The sequence below is a fragment of the Streptomyces telluris genome (genome assembly GCF_024519335.1).
Lineage (GTDB): Bacteria > Actinomycetota > Actinomycetes > Streptomycetales > Streptomycetaceae > Streptomyces > Streptomyces telluris.
Genome location: NZ_JANIID010000012.1, coordinates 139,029 through 163,383, shown reverse-complemented (window position 1 = coordinate 163,383; position 24,355 = coordinate 139,029). Strand labels below are relative to the sequence as shown.

Below are 24,355 nucleotides of genomic sequence, written 5' to 3'. Positions count from 1 at the left end.
TGCTACCACGCTGTTTCTCCTGAGCTTTCGGGGAGAGGAAAGGCGAAATACGAGGGCGGGCGGGACGGCACGGTCGTGGAGGTGTTCCGTGCGGTCCGGTGCCGGCAGCCGCTCGCGCTTCTCGTCCGGGTGACCGGGGCGTTCACCCGGCCCGCGGGGCCGGGTGGTGCGTCCCGAAGCACCACGAACTGGACGGTATGGAGATCGTTCGAAGGGTGTCAACGGAATCCGGACGGGCCCGCGCTAACCCTGTGGATGCCGGGCCCGGAGGTTCGGTTACTCCCGGTACGGAAGCTTCGGTTCGGTGCGGGCCCGGGTCGTCGGTACGGGTCCGGTCATTCCTCCGCCTCGCCGGGGAGCAGGACGGAGAAGGCGGCCAGTTCGGCCCGTCCGGCGACGTGGAGCTTGCGATAGGCGCTGGTGAGGTGCTTCTCCACGGCGCGTGAGCTGACCTTGAGCCGTTCGGCTATGTCCTTGTTGGGCACGCCGTTGGCGGCGAGCCCGGCGACCCTGCGTTCGGAGCGGGTGAGCGCCGCCACCGCCACCGGGGTGCGGGAGCCGGCCGGGTCGGCGAGTTCCTCGGACGCCCGCTCGGCGATCCACGGCACACCGCAGGCGAGGGCCCGGTCGCGGGCCGTGCGCAGTCTGAGTTCGCCCTCGGCGTGCCGGCCGGCGGCCAGCAGCCGCCGGCCGAGGAGCAGTTCGGTGCGGGCCGCTTCCATGGTGTTCACGGAGTTCTCCAGGAGGGCGGCGGACTCGTGCAGCAGCTCGATGCCCCGCTCCCCCGCCGTGGCCGCGCCCCTGACCCGCTGGACGCGGCCCATGGCGACGGGGGTGCCCCAGGCCACGGCCCGCTCGTACTCCTCGTCGGCGAGGTCGAGGGCCTGCTGGGTCCGGCCCATGCGGTGGTACAGCCCGGCCGCCCAGGTGCGCCAGGGGACGAGGGCGGGGTTGCGCCATTCGGCGCGTTCGGCCGAGCGGCCCCAGTCGAGGATGTACTCCAGGGCCGTGGCCGGGTCTCCCTCGACGGCGGCGACGGAGCCCCTGAGGAGCTGGAGGGGTGAGGGCCGGAAGTCGTGGTCGGCGATCTCGCGGTGGTGGGCGAGCAGCCGCCGGGCCAGCCGGGTGTCCCGGCTGTGGACGGTGACCATGACGAGGGCGGCCATGGAGGAGAGCGTGGCCCACTCCGTCATGCCGAGTCCGAGGGCTTCCTCGGCGTGGGCCCTGGCCTCCTGCAGGCGTCCCCGGGACAGCTGGAGGTGGGCGAGCTCGGTGGCGATCACCGCCCGGGGGACGGGAGCGCCGTCCCGGCGGGCGCGTTCCCGCGCGATCATCAGCCAGGGTCCGATGGTCTCCAGCGATTCCGCGGCGACCAGGACGCCGGTCAGGTGCGGTAGTGCGGTGTGGACGTGGGAGGGGGCGGCGGGTTCGTGCTGGAGGACGCGGTTGGCGTGGAAGGCGACGTCGGCCGCGGTCATCTGCTGGGTCACGGTGGCGCCGTGCAGGAGTACGGTGACCAGTTCGCGTTCGGCGGCGGTGTTGATCGGGGGCATGGTGCCCAGGGCGCGCAACCGTTCTGTACAGCGCCCGATCTCGCCGGGTCCGGCCACGGCGATGTGGCGCAGGCGGGCCTCGATCCGCAGGGCGGCCTGGCGTTCGACGCCGGTGAGGCCGTCCGGGCCGCCCAGGTCCGCGGCCACCTTGGCGACGGTGTCGGTGACCGCCGGGGGGCAGCTGCCGAGGAGGAAGGGAGGGATGCGGGCGGCGGCGAGCGCGCGCCCGGCGGGGGTGGGGAGCAGGAGGAGGGTCTGGGAGAGGTGCCGCAGGGCGGCCTGTGGGTCGGTGTCGCGCTCCGAGGCGGCCAGGTCGAGCAGCAGGGCGGCCCGGCCGGCGCCGGACGACGAGCTGCCGAGCAGGGCCCGGCGCAGGTAGCGGGCGGCGTCCTGGGGGGCTCCGCGCCGTAGCGCTGCGGTTGCGGCGGAGCGCAGCACTTCGACGGTCCAGCCTTCGTGGCACGAGGTGACGGCGAGGAGCGGTGCGGCGGCGCGTTCCGCCGGGTGGCCGCCGCTGTGCAGCAGGTGCGCGGCGCGCAGGTGGATGTCCTCGTGTTCCGCGGCCGTCATGGATTCCTCGGCGGCCTCCCGTACGGAGGGGTGGACGAAGCGCGGTACGGGGCCGTCGGTGAGCAGGCCGAGGCGGCGCAGGGATCGCGCGGCCTCCTCGCTGCCGGCGGTGTCGAGCTCCGCGAGGTCGCCGGCCAGTTCGAGGCCGGCGTCCTCGTCGAGGACCGCCAGCGCCCTGGCGAGCCGGCGCACCGGGGCCGGCTGGGCGCGCAGGGCGACGGTGAGGCGCTCGTGCAGCGCGACGGGCCGGGGTTCCGGCGCGGTGAGGACGTGCCCGGGCTGCGGTTCGTCCGGGGCGAGGTCGGCCAGGGCCGCGGTGAGGAACAGGGGGTTGCCGCCCGAGGCCTGGTGGCAGGCGGCGACCTGTGCGGGGTCGCCGGGACGGCCCAGGTGGTCGGCGACGAGGGCTTCGACGGACTCCACGGTGAGCGGGGCCAGGTGGAGGGCGCCGGCGCGTTCCGCGAGGGCCTGCACCGGTGGTGCGTCCGCGCCGGGCTCGCCTGCCCGTACGCCGACGACCATCGTGGCGCGCGTGCCGGGCAGCCGCTTGGCGAGGGCGCCGAGCCAGCGCAGGGAGGCCGGGTCGGCCCACTGGAGGTCGTCCACCAGGATCAGGAGGGACTTGCCGGCGCTGTAGTCGGTGACGAAGGAGAGGAGTTCGGCGAACTGGTCCGGGCCGGGTACGGGGTCGAGGGCCCGGCAGCCCGGGAGCGGGTCGAGGAGCTGGCTCACGACGCCGAAGGGGAAGTCCTGCTCCTGCGGGGCGCAGGCGGCGGTCAGGACGCGCAGGCCGCGCCGTTCGGCGAGTGCGGGCAGCCGCCGCAGCAGGGCGGTCTTGCCGCTGCCGATGCCGCCCGTCACGGCCAGCAGGCGGCCGTCGCCCCGGTGGGCGGCGTCCATCGCCGCGGAGATCAGGTCGAGTTCGCGTTGCCGTCCGCGAAGCGGTGTCATGATGTCGCCTTCGGTTGGTGCCCCAGCGCGGCGGCCAGTCCGGCCCGGCCCTGGATGCCCAGCTTGCGGTAGGTCTTGGTCAGGTGCAGTTCGACGGTGCGCGGGGTGACCGACAGCCGGGACGCGATGGCCCGGTTGGGCAGGCCGTCGGCGGCCAGTGCGGCCACCCGCAGTTCGGCGCCGGTCAGTTCCTGCCGGGGCGCCGGTGCGGGGCCGGTGCCGGGTGGGGGCCGCCGGTCCTCCGCGCGCCGGTCCTCGGCACGGTCGGCGGGCGGCCTGCCGCTACGGGCCTGCTTGCGGCGACCGGTGGATCCGTCGGCGCGCGGGGAGGTGCCCCGTGCGCGCCGTCCGGCGGGTTCCGCAGCACCGGATCCCGCGGGCGGCCCTCCTCCGTCCGCCGCAGCGTCGGGCCGGGCCCCGGGGACGCCCCAGGCGCGTGCGAGGTGCTGCTCCTCGGCGAGGAGGCCGGCGGCCACGGGGTCGTCCGCGGGCGCCTCGCTGGCCGAGGCGGCGACCCAGCGCCAGGGCAGGAACGCGGGGTTGGTCACCTGCCGGGCGAGCAGCCTGCGCCCGCACTCCAGCAGATCGGGCAGGGCCCGCTCCCGGTGGCCGCGGGCCAGGCGGGTCCGGCCCCGGGCGTAGAACAGGAGGGCCCCGGCCAGTCCGGCCGCGGTGCCGTACGGCTGGGCCAGGGCGAGGAACCGTTCGGCTTCGTCCGGATCGCCCTGTTCCAGCTGCACCAGGGCCGCGAGGGCGATCAGTCCCGGAGTGAGGAACGGAGAACGGCAGTTGCCGAGCATGGCCGCCTGGGCCCGGTCCAGCGCCTCCGACGCGGCGCCGGGCCGTCCGCGGCCCAGTTCGGCGAGGCCGCTGACGAGCAGCGCCAGGCCGGCGACCGGGCGCACGTCCGCGTACTGGGCGCGTACGAGCACGGTGTCGAGGGCCGTGCGGGCCTCCTCGTGGTCGCCGCTGAGCACCAGGACGTGGCAGGCGGCCACCTGCAGCAGGAGCGGCACGGTGCGGCGGGCGGCCTCCGGGGCGAGGGCGGTGCGGGCCAGGCTGCGGGCCAGGCCGATGTCCTGGCCGCGCAGGGCGGTGCGCCAGGCCGCGGCCGCGGCCTCCGCCGCTCCTGCGGGCTGCCGGGGCAGCGGCGGGACCGGAGGGCTGTCCAGCTCGTGGGCGGCTTCCGGCTCGCTCTGTTCGGCGAGCCAGTACAGGGCGCGCAGGGCGGCCGCGTCGTCGCCGTCCGGAGCGACGCGCTCGGCGGCCCCGGCGATCAGCGGCTGGGCGGCGGCCATGTCGCCGCGGGCCACCAGGAGTTCGGCGGCGCGCACCCAGGCGGGTCCGGCGGTGGCGTCGGCGGGAGTGAGCAGGGCCTGGCGCAGGTGGCGGTCGGCCGCCCCAGGGTCGGAGGGCAGGAGAGCGACCGCGAGTTCGGTGAGCAGCGGGACGCGCTGCTCGGGCGGCGCGGGTTCGCGCAGGGCGCGCCGGAGCAGCCGGGCGGCGTCGGCCGTCCGGCCGGCGGCGCGGTGGCGGGCGGCCTCGGCGCGCAGGACGCCGACGGCCCATGCGGCGCCGTCGGGCCGCGCGCCCAGCAGCATGCGGGCCACCGCGCTGTCGGGGGCGGCGGTCCGGTACGCCCAGGCGGCGGTGCGGGAATGGAGTGTCTCCCGGCTCTCGACGCTCAGACCGGCCAGAACGGTTTCGGCCGCCGCCGGGTGCCGGAACGCGGGTTGGCCGCCGGTGAGGAGCAGGCCGGTTCCGGAGAGCCGGGCGAGGGCTCGGGGCGCGTGCGCCCCGGTGAGCGCGGTGATCATGGGCTCGGTGCAGTCGGGCCCGGCGGCCGCGATGACGCACAGGACGTCGCGGAGTTCTTCGGGCAGCACGGTGAGGGTGTGCCGTGTGCGCTGCCGGACGGCCTCCGCGGCGCAGTCGGCGAGGCGGGGCAGGTGCTCGGCGGTCGGCCGCCATCCGTGGCAGGCGAACTGGCTGGTGACCGACCGCAGCAGGGCGGGGTTCCCGTCGACGGCGCGCACCGCCGCTTCCTGGAACGCGGGGTCGGCCGGGGTGTCCCATGCCCGGTCGAGGAGCCGGCCGACGGCGGGGTCCGGCAGCGGGCCGAGGGCGAGGGTGTGCCGGGCGACGGTGTGCTCGCCGTCCAGCGGGCACGTGTCGATGCGGTCGCCGGGTCCGGCGGGGGCGGCGTCGCTGCGGGAGGTGAGCAGCATCAGGGAGGTGCCCGCGAGGCGGCGGCCGAGGGCCTGCAGCCAGCTCAGGCTCGCCCGGTCGGCGCACTGGAGGTCGTCGACGACGACGAGCAGCGGCTCGGTGCGGGCGGCGGCGAGGAAGACCCGGCACAGGGCGGCCCGCTCCGGCTCCCACGAACTCCGGTGCGGTGGCGGGGCCGCGGCGTGGCCGCTGCGCGTCAGGGCCCTGTGCAGTTCGGCGGCGAGGCTGTAGGGCAGGCCGGTCTCCTCCGGGCAGGCCTGGGCGGCGGCGACGCGGATGCCGGCCCGTCCGGCCAGGGCGGCCGCGCGCTCCAGCAGGGCGCTGCGGCCGGTGCCGGGCGGGCCGTGCACCTCGGCGAGCACGGGCCGGCCCTGGCGCAGGTGGTGCAGTGCGGTGGAGAGCAGGGCTTCTTCCCGTTCGCGGCCGGCGAGCGGCGAGGACGCGTCCGGGCCGTCGCCGGGCGTACGGGGAGCGGGCTGCGGAGTGGTGGTCGGTGACATGTCCGTTCTCCTGGTCACCGGCCCGTCGCCCGCAGTCCGGCGGGGCGCAGCCCGCCGGGGAGTTCGGCGCGGCCTCGTACGCCGAGTTTGCGGTAGACGTTGGTCAGGTGCATCTCCACGGTGCGGGTGGTGATGAACAGCGTCTCGGCGATCTTCTTGTTGCTCGCTCCGTCGCGGGCCAGGGAGGCCACGCGACGCTCGCCGGCGGTGAGGGAGTCCAGGGGGCTGGCGGCGAGCTGCGGCATCCGTCCGCCCGCGGTGACGAGCAGTCTGCGGGCGACGGCGGCGAGCAGGTGGTATCCGCAGTGGGTGGCTCGTTCGATGACGCGGCGCAGGTGGCGGCGGGCGCCGTCGGTGTCGCCGTGGCGCAGCAGTTCGTGGCCGAGCTGGAATTCGGCTTTGCCGAGCTCCAGGCGGGCCGGTGAGGAGGCCAGGGCGTCCACCGAGTCGCCGAGCAGTCGCAGGCGGGTGCGGCCCTCGGCGACGCAGGCCGCGGCGAGCAGGCCCAGGCCGAGGGCCCGGGGGGTGCCCCAGCGCCGGACGTCCGGCTGGACCCGTTCGACGAGCTCGGCGGCCTCGGCGGTCCGGCCGAGGCGGGCGAGGGTGGTGGTGGCGGGCAGCCACCAGGGGGCCAGGACCGGGTTGGCCACGCCTGCTTCCTCCAGGCCGCGGCCGCACCGGCGCCACGCGGCCAAGGCGCCTTCCAGGTCGCCCTGTTCGCGCAGCGCCCGGCCGCGGACGTAGAGGTAGTGGTGCCACTCGAAGAGGCGGTTTTCGAGCGTGAAGTCGGTGCGCACGAGGCGGTCCAGCACGACGCACGCGTCGGCGGTCCGGCCCGCGGAGAGCAGGGAACTGCCCAGGGCGATGTGGGCCAGGGACGCGGGGTCGCCCTGCCCGTCCCGCTCGGCGAGCACGAGGGCGGCCTGTGCCTGGCGCAGGGCGCCGGCGATGTCACCGGCGTCGTGGAGGGCGAGGGAACGGCCGGCCAGCGCCGGGACCCGCACCCTCGCACCGTGGCGGGCGAGGCCGCCGGCGCAGGAGCGCTCCAGGCCGGCCAGCGCCTCGTCGACGGCGTCCGCCAGGCCGAGCACGGTGGAGGGGCCGATGACCCACCAGCCGGCGGCGGGGACCTCGTCCTCGACCCGTAACGCCGTGCGGGCGAGGGCGGCCGCCTCCCCGGCCGGCCTGCCCTCCAGGCAGGCCATGACGCTCATGGCGGCCAGCAGCTGGCGCTCGGCGGGGCTGTCGCCGTGCGGCGGCGCCCAGGTGCGGGACCGTTCGCGGGCCGCGGCCATGGCGGTCGTGTCGTTGACGGCGGTGACCAGGAGGGCCGAGGCGACGGTGGTGCGCAGTTCGCGGTCGGCGGGTGCGGGGTCGGTGCCCAGGCCGGCGTCGAGTGCGTCCAGGACGTCTCCGAGGATGCGCACGGCGTCGGCCGCGTGGCGGGTCCCGGCGGCCGAGAGGCCGTAGTCGACGGCGATGGCGGCCTTCTCCCGGGCGTCCGGGGCGGCGGTGAGGGCCTGGTGCAGGTGCCAGAGCGCGGCTTCGGGCGCCGTGGGGGCGCAGGCTCTCGCGAGTTCGCGGTGGACGTCCTTGCGTTCGGTGGGCGTGAGCTGTGCCGTCAGGGCGCTCCGCAGGCAGGTGACCACGTCCCTGGTGGCGGTGCGGCCGGGTGATTCGGCGATGGCGTCGCGGAGCACGGCGAGCATCCACGGCTCGTCGATGCGGTCCAGGGAGACGAGCTGGCCGACGATTTCGGCGGCCGGCCGTCCGGCGTCGTTGAGCAGCCCGGCGGCCCGGGAGCGCAGTTCGTGCAGGGAGTCGGTCGGCAGGCCGGCCAGGACGCTGCGGCGGAGGGGGTCGCACATCACCGAGCCGCGCCGGCCGGGGGTGACGGCCTCGAACCGGAAGAGCACGTCGAGGGCGGTCTCCACGTGCCGGGCCGGGACGCCCGACAGCGCGCCCAGCAGGTCGGGTTCGGCGCGGCCGAGGACGGCCAGGGCCGTGGCCACCTGCTGTACGGGGCGGGGCTGGCCGGCCAGGAAGCCCGGTATCAGCGAGGCCAGGATGCTGCGGTGGACCGCGCGCAGCCGGCGCAGGCCGCCCCGGTCGGGGCGGATCCCGGCCCAGCGCAGCCCGGCGAGCAGCCGCCCGAGCAGTTGCGGGTTGCCTCCGCAGATCTCCGCGCAGCGCCGGGCGAAGAGCGGGTCCACGGGGCCGCCCAGCGCCCGGGCGATCACCCGGCCGGTGGCGGACTCGCTCATCGGCCCCAGTTCCAGCAGCGTGCAGCGGTCCTGGGCCAGCAGTTCGGCGAGGACGGCCGTGCCGGGGCCGTCGCTCTCCGTGCGCTGGGCGAGGAGGACGAGGAGGGGGTGTGCGGCGACCCTGCGCAGGACGAAGTCGAGGCGGCGCAGAGAGGTTTCGTCGCACCACTGGGCGTCGTCGAGGACGATGGCCAGCGGGCCGTCGGCCAGCAGCCGGAGGAGGTCGGCGTGGAAGCGGCGGCAGCTCGCGTACAGGTCGGCCGAGGACTCTGCGGGGCCTGGAGCCGCGGGCTCGGCGGGAGGGGTCGGCGCGTCGGCGACCGGGCCGGGCGCGGAACCGCCGCTGACGGTGCGCACGGTGAAGCCGTCGGCTCGCAACCGGGCGGTGGCGGCGGCCAGCAGGCTGCTTCTGCCGATTCCGGCCGGCCCCCGCACCAGCAGGGCCTGCGCGGTCCCTTCGCGGGCCCGGGCGGCCTGTCGCAGCACACTGTTCAGTTCGGCGGAGCGGCCGACCAGGTCCTGGAAGGTCTCGTGACGCGTCTCGGTACTGGCCGCCAAAGCGTTCCTTTCATGAAGCCCGACGCGACCTCGCTCGAGGGTCGGCGCGTCGGTGGCCGGCTCTTGGGGAGGGGAGCCGGTTTGCATCATCCACTCAATATGACAGTAAGAAACCGTACGGCACGATTCCACTCATCTTTGAGTCAGAACGCAGACATTGTGGCCGAATTGTCGCTGCTCGGAGGAGCGGAGGCGAGGGGGCGGGCCCCTTCACTTCACGAAGTCCTCCACGACCTCGGGCGGCCACGTCCCGACCTTGAGCACGCCCATGGAGTAGGCGCGGGAGACCAGGGCGGCACGGTTGGGCACCTTCAACTTCCTCAGCAGGCAGGTCACGTGGTACTCGACGCCCTGCCGGCTCAGGTAGAGGCGCGAGGCCAGGGGGACGGTGGAGACGCCGGCGGCGATGCCTTCGAGGATGCGGGCGTCCATCTCGGAGAGGATCTTCTTGCGGTTGGTGACCACGCGCGTCCCTTCGGTGTCCCGGGCCGTCGGCATCATGACCAGAATCGCGGTCGTGCCGGGCAGGCCGCCGCGCACCGCGACCGCGGTGAGGGGAACGGTGAAGGGCTGTTCCTCACCGGGGCCCACGGCGATGACGGGGGTGACGAAGCGCTGGTGCTTGCCTTCCAGGAGGTGGGAGAACTGGCGCATCAGCGGCTGCCGGACGCTCGGGTGCACCACGTCGCGGAAGCTGCGGCCGCATATCTCCTCGGACGAGCCGTTGAACTGCCGGAAGAACTCCTGGTTCGCCTGCTGGATGGTCAGGGCCCTATCGAGGCTCGCCATGCACAGGCCCGGGTGGTCGGATTGCTGATGCGTGTCCGCGTACCGTCCCCGGCTGCCGAACGGCATGTCGTGAGCCATGGAGCGGGCCGGATCAATGGCGGTAGGGGCTGCATTCGACAAGGGAGTGTTCCCCTTCAGAAAACTTCATGGAGAGTGGAATTAATTGGAGGCTAGTTAGCGGCCGGACCCGTGGTCAACGATCGCCGGGCCGGGCCGGCCTAAAGCTGCGGCTCCACGGCAATGGTTCGGTACCCGGCCCGCTGCCACTACGGGGGTTCGGTACGGTCGAAGTCGCGCCAGCGCCCCCGCCTTTTCGCCACCCTTGAGGATCTGTTTCACGCCCCATACGCAGACTATTACCTGGCGATGACACGCCGGTAAAAAATCGTCGATCTTTTCTCCGGCACGGGAACTCCGGGCCGGCCCGCCCCGTCGTGCCTGCCCGGCCCGGTCATACGCGTGGGGGCCGCGACCGTTCGCACGGTCGCGGCCCCCACGGCCTGCGGTCCCCTCGGCTCATTCGCCGGAGATCGTGACCGCCTGGACCGGACAGGCCATCGGGACGTCACGCACGCGCGGGTCGCCCGCCCCGTCCTCCTGGCCCGGGAGCAGGGCGACCACGGCGTCGTCGTCCTGGGTGAAGACGCCGGGAGCGGTCATGACGCACTGGCCCGAGCCGATGCACCGGTCGCGGTCGATGGTTATGCGCATGCCCCCGGCCCTCACCAGGTCACGGGGAGCTCGACGGGGCCCTGGGCGTCGTGGCCCGCCTTGATGGGCACCTCGTCGACGGGTACGGCCAGCCGCAGGCCCGGGATGCGGGTGAAGAGCGTGCCCAGGGCGATTTCGAGCTCGGCCCGCGCCAGGTTCTGCCCGAGGCACTGGTGGATGCCGTGGCCGAAGCCGACGTGATGGCGCGCGTTGCGCCGGACGTCGAAGGCGTCGGGGTCCTCGTACGCCTTGGCGTCGCGGTTCATCAGCGAGATGGAGACGACGACGGCGTCCCCGGCCTTGATGGTCTCGCCGCCGACCTCGATGTCCTCCTTGGCCATCCGGACCATGTAGTCCGAGACGGAGGTGAACCGCAGCAGTTCCTCGACCGTTCCGGAGAGCAGGCCGGGATCGTTGCGCAGGGCTTCGAGCTGCTCGGGGTGCTCGAGGAGCGTGAGAGCGCCGAGGGCGATCGCGTTGACGGTGGTCTCGTGGCCGGCCACCAGCAGGACCAGCGCGATCATGACCACCTCGTTGTGGTCCAGCGCGCCTTCTTCGAGCTGGCGCGCGATCAGCTCGTCCAGCAGGCCGTCGCCGGGCTCGGCCTGCTTCTTCTCGACCAGGCCGTGCAGGTAGCCGTACAGCGCGGCGAAGGCCGCGTCGGCCTCCGACGACGTCGCCGCGCCCACGAAGTCGCGCGAGCGCTCCTCGAAGAAGTCGTGGTCGCCGTACGGGACGCCGAGCAGCTCGCAGATCGCCATCGAGGGCACGGGCAGGGCGAAGGCCGACACCAGGTCCGCGGTCGGGCCCTTGGCCAGCATGTCGTCCAGCAACCGGTCGACCAGGCCCTGGATCAGGGGACGCATGGCGGCCATGCGCTTGACGCCGAAGCTGGGTATGAGCATGCGCCGCTGCCGGGCGTGCTCGGGGTCGTCGACGCCGATCAGCGGGAAGGCGAGGCCGCCGCGGTCCTCGGTGCGCTGCACGACGACGGGGAAGACCGGGTGGCCCCAGTCGGAGGAGAGCCGGGGGTCGGCGAGCAGCGCGCGCCCTTCGGCGTGTCCCGTCACCATCCACGCCGGGCGGCCGTCGAACAGCTCCACGCGCGACAGCGGGCCCGGCCCCCGCCCGTCCGCGTAGGACTTCGGCGGCTGGTACGGGCAGGTCCGGTCCTGGGGGAAGGAGAGGTCCGGCGCCCCGGTGGAGCGGATATCGGTCTCGGTCATGTCGTGCCTTTCAAAACGATCAGCGGAGCCGTCATTCATGGATACTGGCGAGTAAATTCAATCCGTCAGCAAGGCCTTTCGCGGTTCGGTCAACGCCTGATCGTTCAGCCCCGGACCCTGGCTCGGACAATTGCCGAAGGAGCCGCACCGGACCGCCGCCTCGTCGGAATCCCAATGTCCGCCAGGCTATGCGGCCCGGCAGTAGGGCAACCCCTAGTGTTCGCGGCCCTTCCCGGTCGTCCCGGCGGGACGGCGCGCCGGAGGAGCGGCGCCCGCGGGCCGCGGGCGCCGCTCACCCCGTGGGGGGGGCTCACCGGGGCGCGGGGGTCACCAGGTGACGGGGAGCTCGTGCACGCCGTAGAAGACCATGTCGTTGCGGAAGCGGAGCTCCTCGACGGGCTCGGCCAGGCGCAGGGTCGGGAAGCGCCGGAAGAGGGTCTCGAAGACGATCTGCAGCTCGATGCGGGCGAGCTGCTGGCCTATGCACTGGTGGGCGCCGAAGCCGAAGGCCAGGTGCGGAGCGGGGCGCCGGGTGATGTCGAAGCGCTCCGGCTCCTCCACGAAGGCGGGGTCGAAGTCGGCGGCCAGGACGTGCGCGACGACCTGCTCGCCCTTGGCGATGCGGACGCCGCCGAGCTCCACGTCCTCGGTGGCGACGCGCTCGCCGCCGAACTGGCCGATGGTGAGGTAGCGCAGCAGCTCCTCGACCGCGTTGCCGACCAGCGACGGGTCCTCGCGGAGCAGGGCCAGCTGGTCGGGGCGGTCGAGCAGCAGCGCCGCGCCGAGGCCGATCATGCAGGCGGTGGTGTCGTGGGCCGCGATCAGCAGGGTGCCGGCCGCGTTCATGAGGAACATGTCGTCGACGACGCCGTCGGTGTCCTCGGTGGTGATCAGCGCCGAGATCAGGTCGTCGCCCGGGTTGGCCCGGCGCTCCTGGACGAGCTGGTAGAGCAGCCCGCCCAGGCGCATGCCGGCGGCCTCGGTGGCGGCGACGTCCTGGTCGACGCGCATCATCGCCTCGGCGATCTCCTGGAACTCCGCCCGCCGCTCGACCGGGACGCCGAACAGGTCGGAGATCACCATGGACGGCACCGGGTTGGCGAAGGTCTTCACCAGGTCGACCGGACCGCCCTGCGCCTCGATGGCGTCGAGGTGCTCGTCGACGATGCGCTGGATGTTCGGCCGGAGCGCCTGCATGCGCCGGACGGTGAACTCCTTGGCGAGCAGCTTGCGGTCGGCGGTGTGCTCCGGCTCGTCCTGCCACAGCAGGCTGCCGCGGCCGGGCTTCTGGGTGACGACGCCGTCCTGGGTGTGCAGCGCGTGGGGCACCTGGACGCTGAACGAGGGGTCGCGCAGCAGGGCGCGGACCTGCTCGTAGCCGGTCACCAGCCACGCCTCCCGGCCGCTGGTGAAGGTGGCCCGGGTCACCGGGGCGGCCGCCCGGATGTCGGCGAGGCCGTCCGGCGGCAGGAACGGGCAGCTGCGGGCCTTGGGGACGGCGGGCGCGCCGGTGGTGGGCTGGGACATGACTCTCCTTGCACTTACTGGTGGGAGGGGGAGGTTTCCTGCGGCGGGACCGGTCAGGCGGCGGGGAGCGCGAGCGTCGTCTCGCCGCGCCGGGGTGCGTTCACGAGGACGGCCATGTTCCCGGAGGGGTGCACGTTGTCGTGCATCATCTGGTGCATGCGCCCGATGTCCTCGAAGCCCTCGCAGGCGGACAGGCAGGGGTCGAGCCTGCCGGCGCCGACGAGGCTGATGACCTCGCGGCACTCGCGGGTGTTGGCGTAGTGCGAGCCCTGGAGGCGCTTGGAGCGCATCCACAGGTGGCGCAGGTCGACGTCGCCGTTGTAGCCGGAGGTGCCGCCGCAGATCACCACCATGCCGGCGTTGTCGCACAGGTACATGGAGGTCGGCAGGGTGTCCTGGCCGCTGTGCTCCAGCACGATCCGCGGGGACTTGCGCTCGCCGAGGATCTCCCAGATCTTCTTGCCGATGCCGCGGGCGCCGCGCAGGAACTTCGCCGACCCTTCGGCGTCCCCGACGTCGGGCAGCCGGCCCCAGTGGTCGAAGTCGCGGCGGTTGATGGTGCCTTCCGCCCCGAGGTTGCGGCAGTAGGCGGCGCGGTCCTCGTCGGAGACCACGGCGATCGGGATGCCGCCGGCCAGCCGGACGATCTGGATGGCCATCGAGCCGAGGCCGCCGGCCCCGCCCCAGATGAGGACGGGGTCGCCGGGGCGGACCGTGTTGCCCTGCCAGCCCAGGAGCTGCCGGTAGGCGGTGGGCCCGGTGAGCAGGAAGGCCGCCGACTTCTCCCACGACAGGTGGGCGGGCTTGGGGTGGCACTGGTACTCGTCGACGCGGCAGAACTGGGCGAAGGAGCCGTAGTTGGTCTCGTATCCCCAGGCCTTGATGCTCTCCGAGACCAGGGGGTCCGTGCCCAGCCGGATGTCCTCGGCGGTCTCGTCCCACTGGCCGCTGGTGACCAGCACCTCGTCGCCGACCTTGACGTTGCGGACGCCTTCGCCGACGGCCCAGACCACGCCGGAGGCCTCCGAGCCGCCGATGTGGAAGTCCTCGGGCTGGCCCTGGCGCTGGCGCATCCCGATGACGTCGACCGGCGTGCCCAGCGAGGACCACACGTTGTTGTAGTTGATGCCGGCGGCCATCACGTAGACCAGCACCTGGCCCCGGCCCACGGCGGGGGTGTCGACGACCTCGGTGCGGAACGCCTGCTTCGGCTGGCCGAAGCGGTTCTGCCGGATCACCGAGGCGTACATCTGCGGCGGGACCTCACCGAGCGGCGGGGTCTCACCGATCTCGTAGAGAGCCTTCGTCATGTCTGTCTCCCACATCTGCTCTGTCTGGTCCGGGGGGCTCGCGGTGGTCGCGGGCCGGTCATCGGGTCGTTGCGTCCGGAGGGGCGGCGGGGCCGGACGGATTCGTGACGGTGTCCGCCAGCCAGGACTCCACCGCCGCGGCGGTGGTGCCGGCGTGGTCCTCCATCATCGAGTAGTGGTTCCCGGGCACTTCGACGGTCGTGCCGACGTGCTCGGGAGGTGCCGCGCGCCCGTCGCCGGCCGTCGCGCCGGCCGCCGGCATGGGCTCGCCGGCCCGGACGAGCAGGGTCGGCGCGGCGATCTCCGGCGCGGCCCACTCGTCGAACAGGTGCATGTAGCGGCCCATCGCGGTGAGCTGTTCGCCGCCGGACCTCATGAAGTCCAGGCGCTGCGACTGCGCTTGGGCCATGGCGTTGAGCACTTGGCGGTCGAAGGGGATCTCGCGGCTGAAGCTGTCGACCATCACCACGGCCGCGGGCTTCTCGCCCATGGCCTCCAGGCGGGCCGCCACGCCGTGGGCGATCCAGCCGCCGGAGGAGTAGCCGAGCAGGACGACGGGCTTGCCGCCCGCGCATTCCAGCACGGTGCGCGCGTGCAGGCCGAGCACGGCCTCCACGTCGGACGGGACCGGCTCGCCCTTCTCGTAGCCGGGGTGGGCCAGCGCCCACATGTCCGTCCGGTCGCGGAAGGGTGCGGCGAACCGGGCGTACTGGTGCGCCCCGGCCGGTACGACGTACGGCGAGAAGCACATGAGCGCGAAGGGGCTGTCTCCTTGCGAGAACCGCACCGGGGCGGGCGTCCGCTCCAGTTCCTCGGGCCGTTCGAAGGAGCGCCGGAAGCGGGCCGCCTCCACCAGCATCCCCATGGCCTCGGCGGCCTGCCCGTTCTCGCTCGCGTGCTGGTAGAGCTGCACCAGCATGTCGGCCGGCCGCTCCTCCTCCGCGGTGCCGCGGCCCGCGGCGCCGAGCTGCGTCAGCAGGTGCTTGGCGAGCCGGGCGGGCGTGGGGTGGTCGAAGGCCATTCCTGCGGGCAGCTTGAGGCCGGTCGCCGCCGACAGCCGCCGCCGCAGGTCGATCGCGGTGAGCGAGTCGAAGCCCAGCTCCAGGAACTGCGCGGTGGGCGGCACGTCCTCGGCGGATTCGTGGCCGAGGACGACGGCGCTCTGGGAGCGGATGTGCTCCAGCAGCCGTTCCTCCTGCTCGGCCGGGGCCAGTCCGGCCAGTTCGGCCGCCAGGCCCGCTTCGGCGCCGGTCTCCTCGTCGGCGGTCCGCTCGGCCTCCAGGAGCCGTTGCACGTCCGGCAGGTCGGCCAGCAGCGGGCTGGGCCGGCCCACGGTGAAGGCGGGCAGGAACTTCTCCCAGTCGATCGGGGCGACGGTCAGGGCCGCCTCGTCGTGCTCGACCGCCTGGTGCAGTGCGGAGATGGCCAGCTCGGGGGCCATGAAGCCCAGGCCCCGCTTCTCGCCGCGCTCCTGGACCGCGTCGTCGACCATGCCGCCGCCGGCCCAGCCGCCCCAGGCGAGCGAGGTCGCGGTCAGGCCGCGGGCCCGCCGCCGCAGTGCCAGGGCGTCGAGGAAGGCGTTGGCGGAGGCGTAGGAGGCCTGGCCGCCGCTGCCCCAGACGCCGGCGCCGGAGGCGAAGAGGACGAAGGCGTCCAGTTCGCGGCCGTCGAGCAGCTCATCCAGGTGGAGGGCGCCGGTGACCTTGGAGGCCGCGGCCTCGGCGAACTCGTCGAGGCCGGCATGGGTCAGCAGGGACGACCGTGCCGTGCCGGCGGCGTGCAGCACCGCGGTGAGCGGGTGCCGGTCCTCGATGCCGGCGAGCAGCCGCGCGACCGCGTCGCGGTCGGCGATGTCGCAGGCGGCGATGGTGACTTCGGCGCCCAGTGCGGTCAGCTCCGCGTGCAGTTCCTGCGCGCCGGGGGCGTCGGGCCCGCTCCTGCTGGTGAGCACCAGGTGCTGGGCTCCGGCGCCGGCGAGCCAGCGGGCGAGGTTGCGGCCCACGCCGCCGGTTCCGCCGGTGACCAGGACGGTGCCGCGGGGCCGCCACGGCGTGGCGGGCTCCGCGTCGGCGGGCCGGGCACGGATCATGCGGCGGCCGAACACGCCGTCGGCGCGTACGGCGAGCTGGTCCTCGTCGCGCTGGGCCAGGATTCCGGCCAGGCGGCGCAGCGCGTGCTCGTCGAGCGCCTCGGGCAGGTCGACCAGGCCGCCCCAGCGCCGGGGCAGTTCCAGTGCGGCGACGATGCCCAGGCCCCACAGCTGTGCCTGGTCGGCGTCGCGCAGCGGGTCGGAGGCGCCGGTGGACACGGCGCCGCTGGTCGCGCACCACAGCGGTGCCTGGACGTCCAGGTCGCCCAGTGCCTGCAGCAGGCTCACGGTCGCGGCGAGGCTCGCGGACAGCGTCGGGTGGGCCGGGTGCCGGCCGGGTGCGAGGCCGAGCATCGAGAGGACTCCGGCGGGCTGTTCGCTGCCGAGCTCCTCGGCGAGCCGGTTCGCGGCGTCCGCGCGGTCGCAGTCGACGGGGAGTTCGACGACCCGCACCTTGGCGCCGTGGGCGCCGAGCACGCCGACGACGCAGGGTGCCCACTCCTCGTCGGCCAGGCCGGCGGGGAGGACGGCGAGCCACAGGCCGTCCAGGTCCGGGACGGCCTGGGCGTCGGTCAGCTGCCGGAAGGCGACGCGGTAGCGCCAGCCGTCCACCGTGGACTTCTCGCGGCTGCGCCGCCGCCAGGAGGACAGCACCGGCAGCGCCGGGCCGATGAGGGCGGCGTCGTCCGCCCCGAGTTCGCCGGCGAGGCCGGGCAGGTCCGTGTTCTCGACCAGTTCCCAGAACCGGGCCTCGACCGGGTCGGCGCCCGCGGGTGCCGGGTCGGCGCCCTCCAGCCAGTACCGCTGCCGCTGGAACGCGTACGTCGGCAGGTCCACGCGCTGTTCGGGGTGTCCGGCGAAGGGGACCGTCCAGTCCACGTGCGCGCCGTTGACGTGCAGTTCGGCGACGGAGCGCAGGAAGCGGTCCATGCCGCCCTGGTCCCTGCGCAGCGACGCGCCGGTCACGGCGTCGGCGTCGGCCTCCTCCGCGATCTCCTGCACGGCACCGGCCAGCAGGGGGTGCGGGCTGCACTCGACGAACACTCCGTGCCCGTCCTCCAGGAGCGTCCGCACGGTCTGCTCGAACTCGACGGTGCGGCGGGCGTTGCGGTACCAGTACTCGGCGTCCAGGGTGCCGGTGTCCAGCACGGAGCCGGTCACCGTGGAGTAGAAGGGGACGTCCGCCGGGCGCGGCGCGACCGGGGCCAGCAGCTCCAGCAGCTCCGTGCGCAGGCTCTCGACCTGGGCGGAGTGCCCGGCGCCGGTGGCTCCGCGGACCTTGCGCACGCGGACGCCTTCGCCTTGGAGCTCCGCCAGCAGTTCGTCGACCGCGCCGGGTTCCCCGGAGACGGTCAGGGCGGCGGGCCCGTTGACGGCGGCGACCGACAGCCGGTCCCCGTACTTCTCCAGCCTCGCGCGGGCCCGGCCGGCGGGCATCGCGACCGCGAGCATCGCGCCCTTGCCCATGAGCTTGGTCAGCGTGCGGCTGCGCAGCGCCACGATCCGGGCCGCGTCGTCCAGCGTCAGCGCCCCCGCGACGTACGCGGCGGCGACCTCGCCCTGCGAGTGGCCGACGACGGCGGCGGGCGTCACGCCGTGGGAGCGCCACAGGGCGGCCAGCGACACCATCACCGTGAACAGCGCGGGCTGGGCGACCTCCACGTCCGCCATGTCCGGCGCGTCCGGCTCGGCGCGCAGGACGTCGAGCAGCGGCCAGTCGAGGTAGGGGGCGAAGGCCTCGGCGCACGCCTGGGCCTGCTCGGCGAAGACCGGGGAGGTCTCCAGCAGTTCGGCGGCCATCCCGGTCCACTGCGAGCCGTGTCCGGGGAAGACGAAGGCGACCTTGCCGGAGGCCGTGGTGGAGCCCTGGACCACGGTGTCCGCGGGCTCGCCCTCGGCGAGTGCCGCGAGCCCGGCCCGCAGTTCGTGCCGGTCACGGCCGACGACGACGGCCCGCTGTTCCAGCTGGGTCCGCGTGGTGACGAGGGCGCGGCCCACGCCGGGCAGGGAGAGCCCTTCGGTGCGGTCGAGGTGGTTCAGCAGCCGGCGGGCCTGCTCGCGCAGGGACCGCGCGGTCTTCGCGGACAGGGCCCACGGGAAGACGTCCACGGCCGGGGCGGTGGTGGTGTCGTCCGGGGTCTCGCGGGTCTGCTCGTCCTCGGCGGCGGGCCCGGTCTCCGGGGCCTGCTCGATGATGGTGTGCACGTTGGTGCCGCTCATGCCGAAGGAGGAGACGGCCGCGCGCCGGGGCCTGCCCCGGTCGGGCCAGGCGGTCTGCTCGGTCAGCAGGCGTACGTTGCCGCTGCTCCAGTCGACGTCCGGGGTCGGCTCGTCGACGTGCAGGGTCTGCGGCAGGACGCCGTTGCGGATGGCCATCACCATCTTGATGACGCCGCCGACGCCCGCGGCCGCCTGGGAGTGGCCGATGTTGGACTTCAGCGAGCCGAGCCACAGCGGGTGCGCTTCGCGCTCCTTGCCGTACGTGGCCAGCAGGGCCTGGGCCTCGATGGGGTCGCCGAGTCTGGTGCCGGTGCCGTGGGCCTCCACGGCGTCGACCTCGCCCGGGGCGAGCCGGGCGTTGGCCAGGGCCTGCCGGATCACCTGCTGCTGGGCCTTGCCGCTGGGGGCGGTCAGGCCGTTGGAGGCGCCGTCCTGGTTGACGGCGCTGCCCCGTACGACGGCCAGCACCTGGTGCCCGTTACGGCGGGCGTCGGACAGGCGCTCGACCAGGACCAGGCCGACGCCCTCGGCGAAGCCGGTGCCGTCGGCGGTCGAGGAGAACGCCTTGCAGCGGCCGTCGGCGGACAGCGCGCGCTGCCGGCTCGACATCGTGAACGCGGACGGGCCGGCCATCACCATCACGCCGCCGGCCAGCGCCATCGAGCACTCGCCGTTGCGCAGTGCCTGTACGGCGAGGTGGAGGGCGGTCAGCGAGGACGAGCACGCGGTGTCGACGGTGACCGACGGCCCCTGCAGGCCGAAGGCGTAGGAGAGACGGCCGGAGATCACGCTGGCCGCGTTGCCGCTGGGGATGTATCCCTCGACGCCGTCGGGCACCTTGAGCGGTCGGGCGGTGTAGTCCTGGTAGCCGGAGCCGACGAACACGCCGGTGCCGGTGGAGCGCACGGTGTGCGGGGCGATCCCGGCGCGTTCGAAGGTCTCCCACGTGGTCTCCAGCAGCAGGCGCTGCTGCGGGTCCATGGCGACGGCCTCGCGCGGGCTGATCCCGAAGACGGCGGGGTCGAACTCGTCGGCCTCGTGCAGGAATCCGCCCTGGGTGGTGTACGTGGTGCCGGGGTGGTCGGGGTCGGGGTGGTAGAGCGCCTCGACGTCCCAGCCGCGGTTGCCGGGGAAGCGGGAGATCGCGTCGCGGCCGGAGGCGACCAGCTCCCACAGGTCCTCGGGCGAGCGCACGCCGCCGGGGTAGCGGCAGGCCATTCCGATGATGGCGATCGGCTCGTCCAGTACGGCGGCGGCCGCCGCCGTTGTGGCCTCCGGGTCCTCCCCGCCGGTGAGTTCGGTGAGCAGGTGGGCGGCGAGGTCGGCTGCCGTGGGGTGGTCGAAGACCAGGGTCGTGGGCAGGGCCAGGCCGGTCGCCTCGTTGAGGCGGTTGCGGAGTTCCACGGCGGTCAGGGAGTCGAAGCCGAGGTCGCGGAAGGGACGGTCGGCCTCGACCGCGCCCGCTCCGCGGTGGCCGAGGACGGCGGCGGCGTGCGTGCGCACGAGGTCGACGAGGGCGCGTGCCCGGTCCTCGGGCGCCAGCCCGCTCAGGCTTCCGGCGAGTGCCCCGGAGGCCCGGCCCGTCCCGGGGGCGTCCTCCGTGAGCGTCGCGCGCACCTCGGGGAGGTCGCCGAGCAGCGGGCTGGGGCGGCCGAGGGTGAACGGCGCGATGAAGCGCGACCAGTCCACGTCGGCCACGGTCAGCAGCGTCTCGTCGCGGTCGAGCGCGCGCTGCAGGGCGGTGATCGCCGCGTCGGGGGTCATCGCGCGCAGCCCGCGGCGGCGCAGCCGCTCCTCGTCGTCGCCGTCCTCGACCATGCCTCCGTCGGCCCAGGGGCCCCAGGAGACGGCGGTCGCGGTGAGGCCCCGGGCGCGGCGCTGCCGCGCGAGGCCGTCCAGGAAGGCGTTGCCGGCTGCGTAGGCGGCCTGGCCGCCGCTGCCCCAGACGCCGGAGATGGAGGAGAAGAGGACGAAGGCGTCGAGCTCCTGATCACCCAGCAGCTCGTCCAGGTGTGCGGCGCCGCCGGCCTTCGCGGCGAGCGCGGCGGCGAAGGCGGCCGGGGTCGTGTCGGCCACCATGCCGGCGTCGGCGACTCCGGCGGTGTGCACGACGGCGGTGAAGGTGTGCTCGGCGAGCAGGGCGGCGACGGCGTCGCGGTCGGCTACGTCGCACGCGGCGACGGTGACGCGGGCGCCGAGGGTCTCCAGCTCGGCCCGCAGTGCGGCGGCTCCCGGCGCTTCCGGGCCCCGGCGGCTGGTGAGTACGAGGTGCTCGGCGCCGTTGTGCGCCAGCCGGCGGGCGACGTGGCCGCCCAGCGCGCCCGTACCGCCGGTGATCAGGACCGTGCCCCGGGGCTGCCAGTTGCGGGTGGCCGGGCGGGCCGGTGCGTGGGCGAGGCGCCGGGCGAAGACGCCGGAGGCGCGGACCGCGAGCTGGTCCTCGTCCCACCCGCCCGCCTGTGCCTGCGCCAGCACTCCGGCGAGGCGCGCGGCGGTCCGGTCGTCGACGGTCTCCGGCAGGTCGATCAGGCCGCCCCAGCGCCGGGGCAGTTCCAGGGCGACCGTGCGGCCCAGGCCCCAGACCTGGGTGTGCCGTGCGTCGCGTACGGCGTCGGAGCCGCTGACGGCCACCGCGCCGGAGGTGAGGCACCACAGCGGGGCGTCGACGCCCGCGTCGCCCAGGGCCTGGACGAGCAGCAGCGTGGGCAGCACGGGGTCGTCGGTGAGGAGCAGGGACAGCACGCCGTCGACCGGTCCGAGCCCGGACAGCTCCCGGGCCAGTCCGTCGCGGTCGCTCGCCGCGCCGACGGCCAGGGTCCGCACATCGGCGCCGCGAGCGGTGAGGGCGGTGCGGACCGCGGCGATCTGCTCGTTGTCCTCCTCCGGCACGGCCAGCAGCCAGGTGCCGCCGAATCCGGCCGGCGCGAGCTCGCCCAGGCGCTTCCACGATTCGCGGTAGCGCCAGGCTTCGGCCGCGGACTGCTCCTTGCGCTGCCGCCGCCACGACGACAGGCGCGGCAGGACGTCGCTGAACGCGTCCTCGGCACGGATGTCCAGGGTGCCGGCGAGGGCTTCCAGGTCCTCGCGCTCGACGGTCTCCCAGAACTCCGCGTCCACCGGGTCCGCCGCAGCGGCAGCGGCAGCGGCTTCCGACGCGTCCACCCAGTACCGCTCGTGCTGGAACGCGTAGGTGGGCAGATCGGTGGTCCGGGCGCCGGAGAAGAACACGCTCCAGTCCACGGCGACGCCATGGGTGTGCAGCTGTGCGAGGGCCGTGACGAGGGCCTGCCGCTCGGAGCGGTCGGCACGCAGGGCGGGGACGGTGACCGCGCCGTCGTCCAGGCAGCCCTGGGTCATCCCGCTCAGGACGCCGCCGGGGCCGATCTCCACGAAGGTGGTGACGCCCAGGTCGTGCAGGGTCCGCACGCCGTCGGCGAAGCGGACCGCCTCGCGGACGTGGCGGACCCAGTAGTCGGCCGTGTACGCCTCGACGATCCGGCCCGTGACGTTGGAGACGACCGGGAGCTGCGGTGTGCTGAAGGACAGGCCCCGGACGACCTCGGCGAAGTCGTCCAGCATCGGGTCCATCAGCGGCGAGTGGAACGCATGGCTGACCTTCAGGCGGGAGGTCTTGCGCCCCTGCTCGGTGAAGACCGCGGCGATGTTCAGGGCCGCCGTCTCCTCTCCGGAGATGACCACCGACTGCGGTCCGTTGACCGCGGCGATGCTCACCCCGTCGGTGAGGTGCGGAAGGACCTCGTCCTCGGTGGCCTGGATCGCCACCATCGCGCCGCCCGCGGGCAGGGCCTGCATCAGTGCGGCACGGGCGGACACGAGCTGCGCCGCGTCCTTCAGCGAGAGCGCGCCGGCCACGTGTGCCGCCGCGATCTCGCCCACGGAGTGACCCCCGACGAAGTCGGGCCTGACTCCCCAGGATTCGAGGAGCCGGAACAGCGCCACCTCTACGGCGAACAGCGCGGGCTGGGTGCACCCGGTCCGGTGAAGCGTTTCCGCATCGACGTCGACGGGCGCGTCCAGATGCGCGCACACCTCGTCGTACGCCGCGGCGAAGACGGGGAACGCCTCGTACAGCTCACGGCCCATGCCGATGCGCTGCGAGCCCTGACCGGAGAAGAGGAACCCGGTCTTTCCACCGGCGGGGCGCCCCAGCAGCACACCGGGCGACGGGGAGCCGGCGGCCAAGTCGCGCAGGCCGTGCAGGAGTTCCTCACGGCTCTCCCCCACCACCGCGGCCCGGTGGCGCAGGGCCGCCCGGGTCGTGGCCAGGGACAGTCCGACGTCCGCCGGCGACACGTCACCGTCGGCGACGGCCAGCAGCCGGGCCGCCTGGGCCTGCAGCGCCTCGTCGCTCTTGGCGGAGAGCACCCAGGCCAGGGGGCCGGCGGCGGGAGCCCCTGCGGGCTCCTCGTCCTGGGCCGGGGCCTGCTCGATGATGGTGTGCGCATTGGTGCCGCTGACGCCGAAGGACGACACGGCGGCACGGCGCGGGTGGTCGGACTCGGGCCAGGCGACGGCCTCCGTCAGCAGGCGGACGTCACCGGCCGACCAGTCGACGTGCGGCGTCGGCTCGTCCACGTGCAGGGTCTGCGGCAGGACGCCATGGCGCATCGCCATGACCATCTTGATGATCCCGCCGACGCCCGCGGCCGCCTGCGAGTGACCGATGTTGGACTTCAGCGAACCCAGCCACAGCGGCCGTCCCTCGGGCCGCTCCCGGCCGTACGTGGCCAGCAGGGCCTGGGCCTCGATCGGGTCGCCCAGCCGGGTTCCCGTGCCGTGCGCCTCCACCACGTCGATCTGAGCGGGAGACAGGCCGGCCGAGGCCAGGGCCTGGCGGATGACCCGCTGCTGCGCGGGCCCGTTCGGCGCGGTCAGACCGTTGGAAGCGCCGTCCTGGTTGACGGCGCTGCCGCGGACGACGGCCAGGACCCGGTGCCCGTTGCGGCGGGCGTCGGACAGCCGCTCCACGAGCAGCATGCCGACACCCTCGGCCCAGCCCGTGCCGTCCGCCCCGGCGGCGAACGGCTTGCACCGTCCGTCCGGGGCCAGTCCGCGCTGGCGGCTGAATTCGACGAACGCGGTGGGCGTGGTCATGACCTGCACACCGCCGGCCAGCGCCATCGAGCACTCGCCGCTGCGCAGCGCCTGGATCGCCCAGTGGAGCGCCACCAGCGACGACGAGCACGCCGTGTCGACGGTGACCGCCGGCCCCTCCAGGCCGAAGGTGTAGGCGATGCGGCCGGACATCACGCTGGCCGAGTTGCCGGTCCCGACGTGGCCGTCGGAGGCCTCACCGGCCACCCCGAGCAGGAGGTTGACGTAGTCCTGGTAGCCGGAGCCGACGAAGACTCCGGTGCGGCTCCCCCGCACCGACTCCGCGTCGATGCCGGCCCGCTCGAACGTCTCCCACGTGGCCTCCAGCAGCAGGCGCTGCTGCGGGTCCATCGCCACGGCCTCACGCGGGCTGATCCCGAAGAACCCCGGGTCGAACTCCCCCGCCTCGTAGAGGAATCCACCGTGCCGCGCGTAGGTCCTGCCCGGCGCCTCCGGGTCCGGGTCGTAGATGCCCTCCACGTCCCAGCCGCGGTCCGCGGGGAACTCCCCGACCGCGTCGCCACCGGAGGCCACCAGCTGCCACAGGTCCTCCGGCGAGCGCACGCCGCCCGGATACCGGCAGGCCATCCCGACGATCGCGATGGGTTCCTGGTCCTTCTCCTCGACCTCGCGCAGGCGCTCGCGGACCTGTCGGAGGTCCCCGGTGACGCGCTTGAGATACTCGAGAAGCCTGTCTTCGTTGCTGCTCATCCGCCCCGTCCGTCCTCGGCTGTCGTTAAAGG

At 74.3% G+C, this 24,355-nt stretch carries 8 protein-coding genes and 1 pseudogene; all 9 read right to left on the bottom strand.

Translation table 11 applies throughout. From position 1 onward, the window contains the following. Positions 1–335 precede the first annotated feature (335 nt). Positions 336–3,074, bottom strand: coding sequence for a helix-turn-helix transcriptional regulator (locus NQU55_RS15625; protein WP_168094261.1), 2,739 nt, complete (start codon positions 3,072–3,074; stop codon positions 336–338). Further along, positions 3,071–5,803: an AAA family ATPase gene (locus NQU55_RS36490; protein ID WP_168094262.1), complete on the bottom strand. Its 2,733-nt coding sequence runs from the start codon at positions 5,801–5,803 to the stop codon at positions 3,071–3,073. Before NQU55_RS36490 ends, NQU55_RS15625 begins: the two co-directional genes overlap by 4 nt. 14 nt (positions 5,804–5,817) lie before the next feature. Then, positions 5,818–8,625, bottom strand: a complete 2,808-nt coding sequence (locus NQU55_RS15610; RefSeq protein ID WP_168094263.1) for a helix-turn-helix transcriptional regulator — start codon at positions 8,623–8,625, stop codon at positions 5,818–5,820. A gap of 210 nt (positions 8,626–8,835) precedes the next feature. Next, positions 8,836–9,492 (bottom strand): PAS domain-containing protein, encoded by a 657-nt coding sequence (locus NQU55_RS15605; RefSeq protein ID WP_372504728.1) that lies wholly within the window; start codon positions 9,490–9,492, stop codon positions 8,836–8,838. A 438-nt stretch (positions 9,493–9,930) separates the two neighbouring features. Continuing rightward, entirely contained in the window at positions 9,931–10,125 is a 195-nt protein-coding gene (locus NQU55_RS15600) for a ferredoxin (RefSeq protein WP_168094264.1), read from the bottom strand. A gap of 11 nt (positions 10,126–10,136) precedes the next feature. After that, on the bottom strand, positions 10,137–11,351 hold the full coding sequence (locus NQU55_RS15595) for a cytochrome P450 (protein WP_256790734.1): 1,215 nt from the start codon (positions 11,349–11,351) through the stop codon (positions 10,137–10,139). Positions 11,352–11,678: 327 nt separating this feature from the next. Then, on the bottom strand, positions 11,679–12,878 hold the full coding sequence (locus NQU55_RS15590; protein ID WP_256790733.1) for a cytochrome P450: 1,200 nt from the start codon (positions 12,876–12,878) through the stop codon (positions 11,679–11,681). 53 nt (positions 12,879–12,931) lie between these two features. Next, the gene (gene ccrA / locus NQU55_RS15585; protein ID WP_168094286.1) at positions 12,932–14,188 is read right to left on the bottom strand and encodes a crotonyl-CoA carboxylase/reductase; all 1,257 of its coding nucleotides are present in this window, start codon (positions 14,186–14,188) and stop codon (positions 12,932–12,934) included. Positions 14,189–14,246: 58 nt separating this feature from the next. Continuing rightward, positions 14,247–24,320 (bottom strand): annotated as a pseudogene (locus tag NQU55_RS15575) (type I polyketide synthase); the annotation flags it as partial. Positions 24,321–24,355 lie beyond the last annotated feature (35 nt).

Coding starts and splice junctions, on each gene's coding strand:
- ccrA (WP_168094286.1), bottom strand. CDS start 14,188: ATGACGAAGGCTCTCTACGAGATCGGTGAGACCCCGCCGCTCGGTGAG.
- NQU55_RS15605 (WP_372504728.1), bottom strand. CDS start 9,492: ATGGCTCACGACATGCCGTTCGGCAGCCGGGGACGGTACGCGGACACG.
- NQU55_RS15595 (WP_256790734.1), bottom strand. CDS start 11,351: ATGACCGAGACCGATATCCGCTCCACCGGGGCGCCGGACCTCTCCTTC.
- NQU55_RS15600 (WP_168094264.1), bottom strand. CDS start 10,125: ATGCGCATAACCATCGACCGCGACCGGTGCATCGGCTCGGGCCAGTGC.
- NQU55_RS15625 (WP_168094261.1), bottom strand. CDS start 3,074: ATGACACCGCTTCGCGGACGGCAACGCGAACTCGACCTGATCTCCGCG.
- NQU55_RS36490 (WP_168094262.1), bottom strand. CDS start 5,803: ATGTCACCGACCACCACTCCGCAGCCCGCTCCCCGTACGCCCGGCGAC.
- NQU55_RS15590 (WP_256790733.1), bottom strand. CDS start 12,878: ATGTCCCAGCCCACCACCGGCGCGCCCGCCGTCCCCAAGGCCCGCAGC.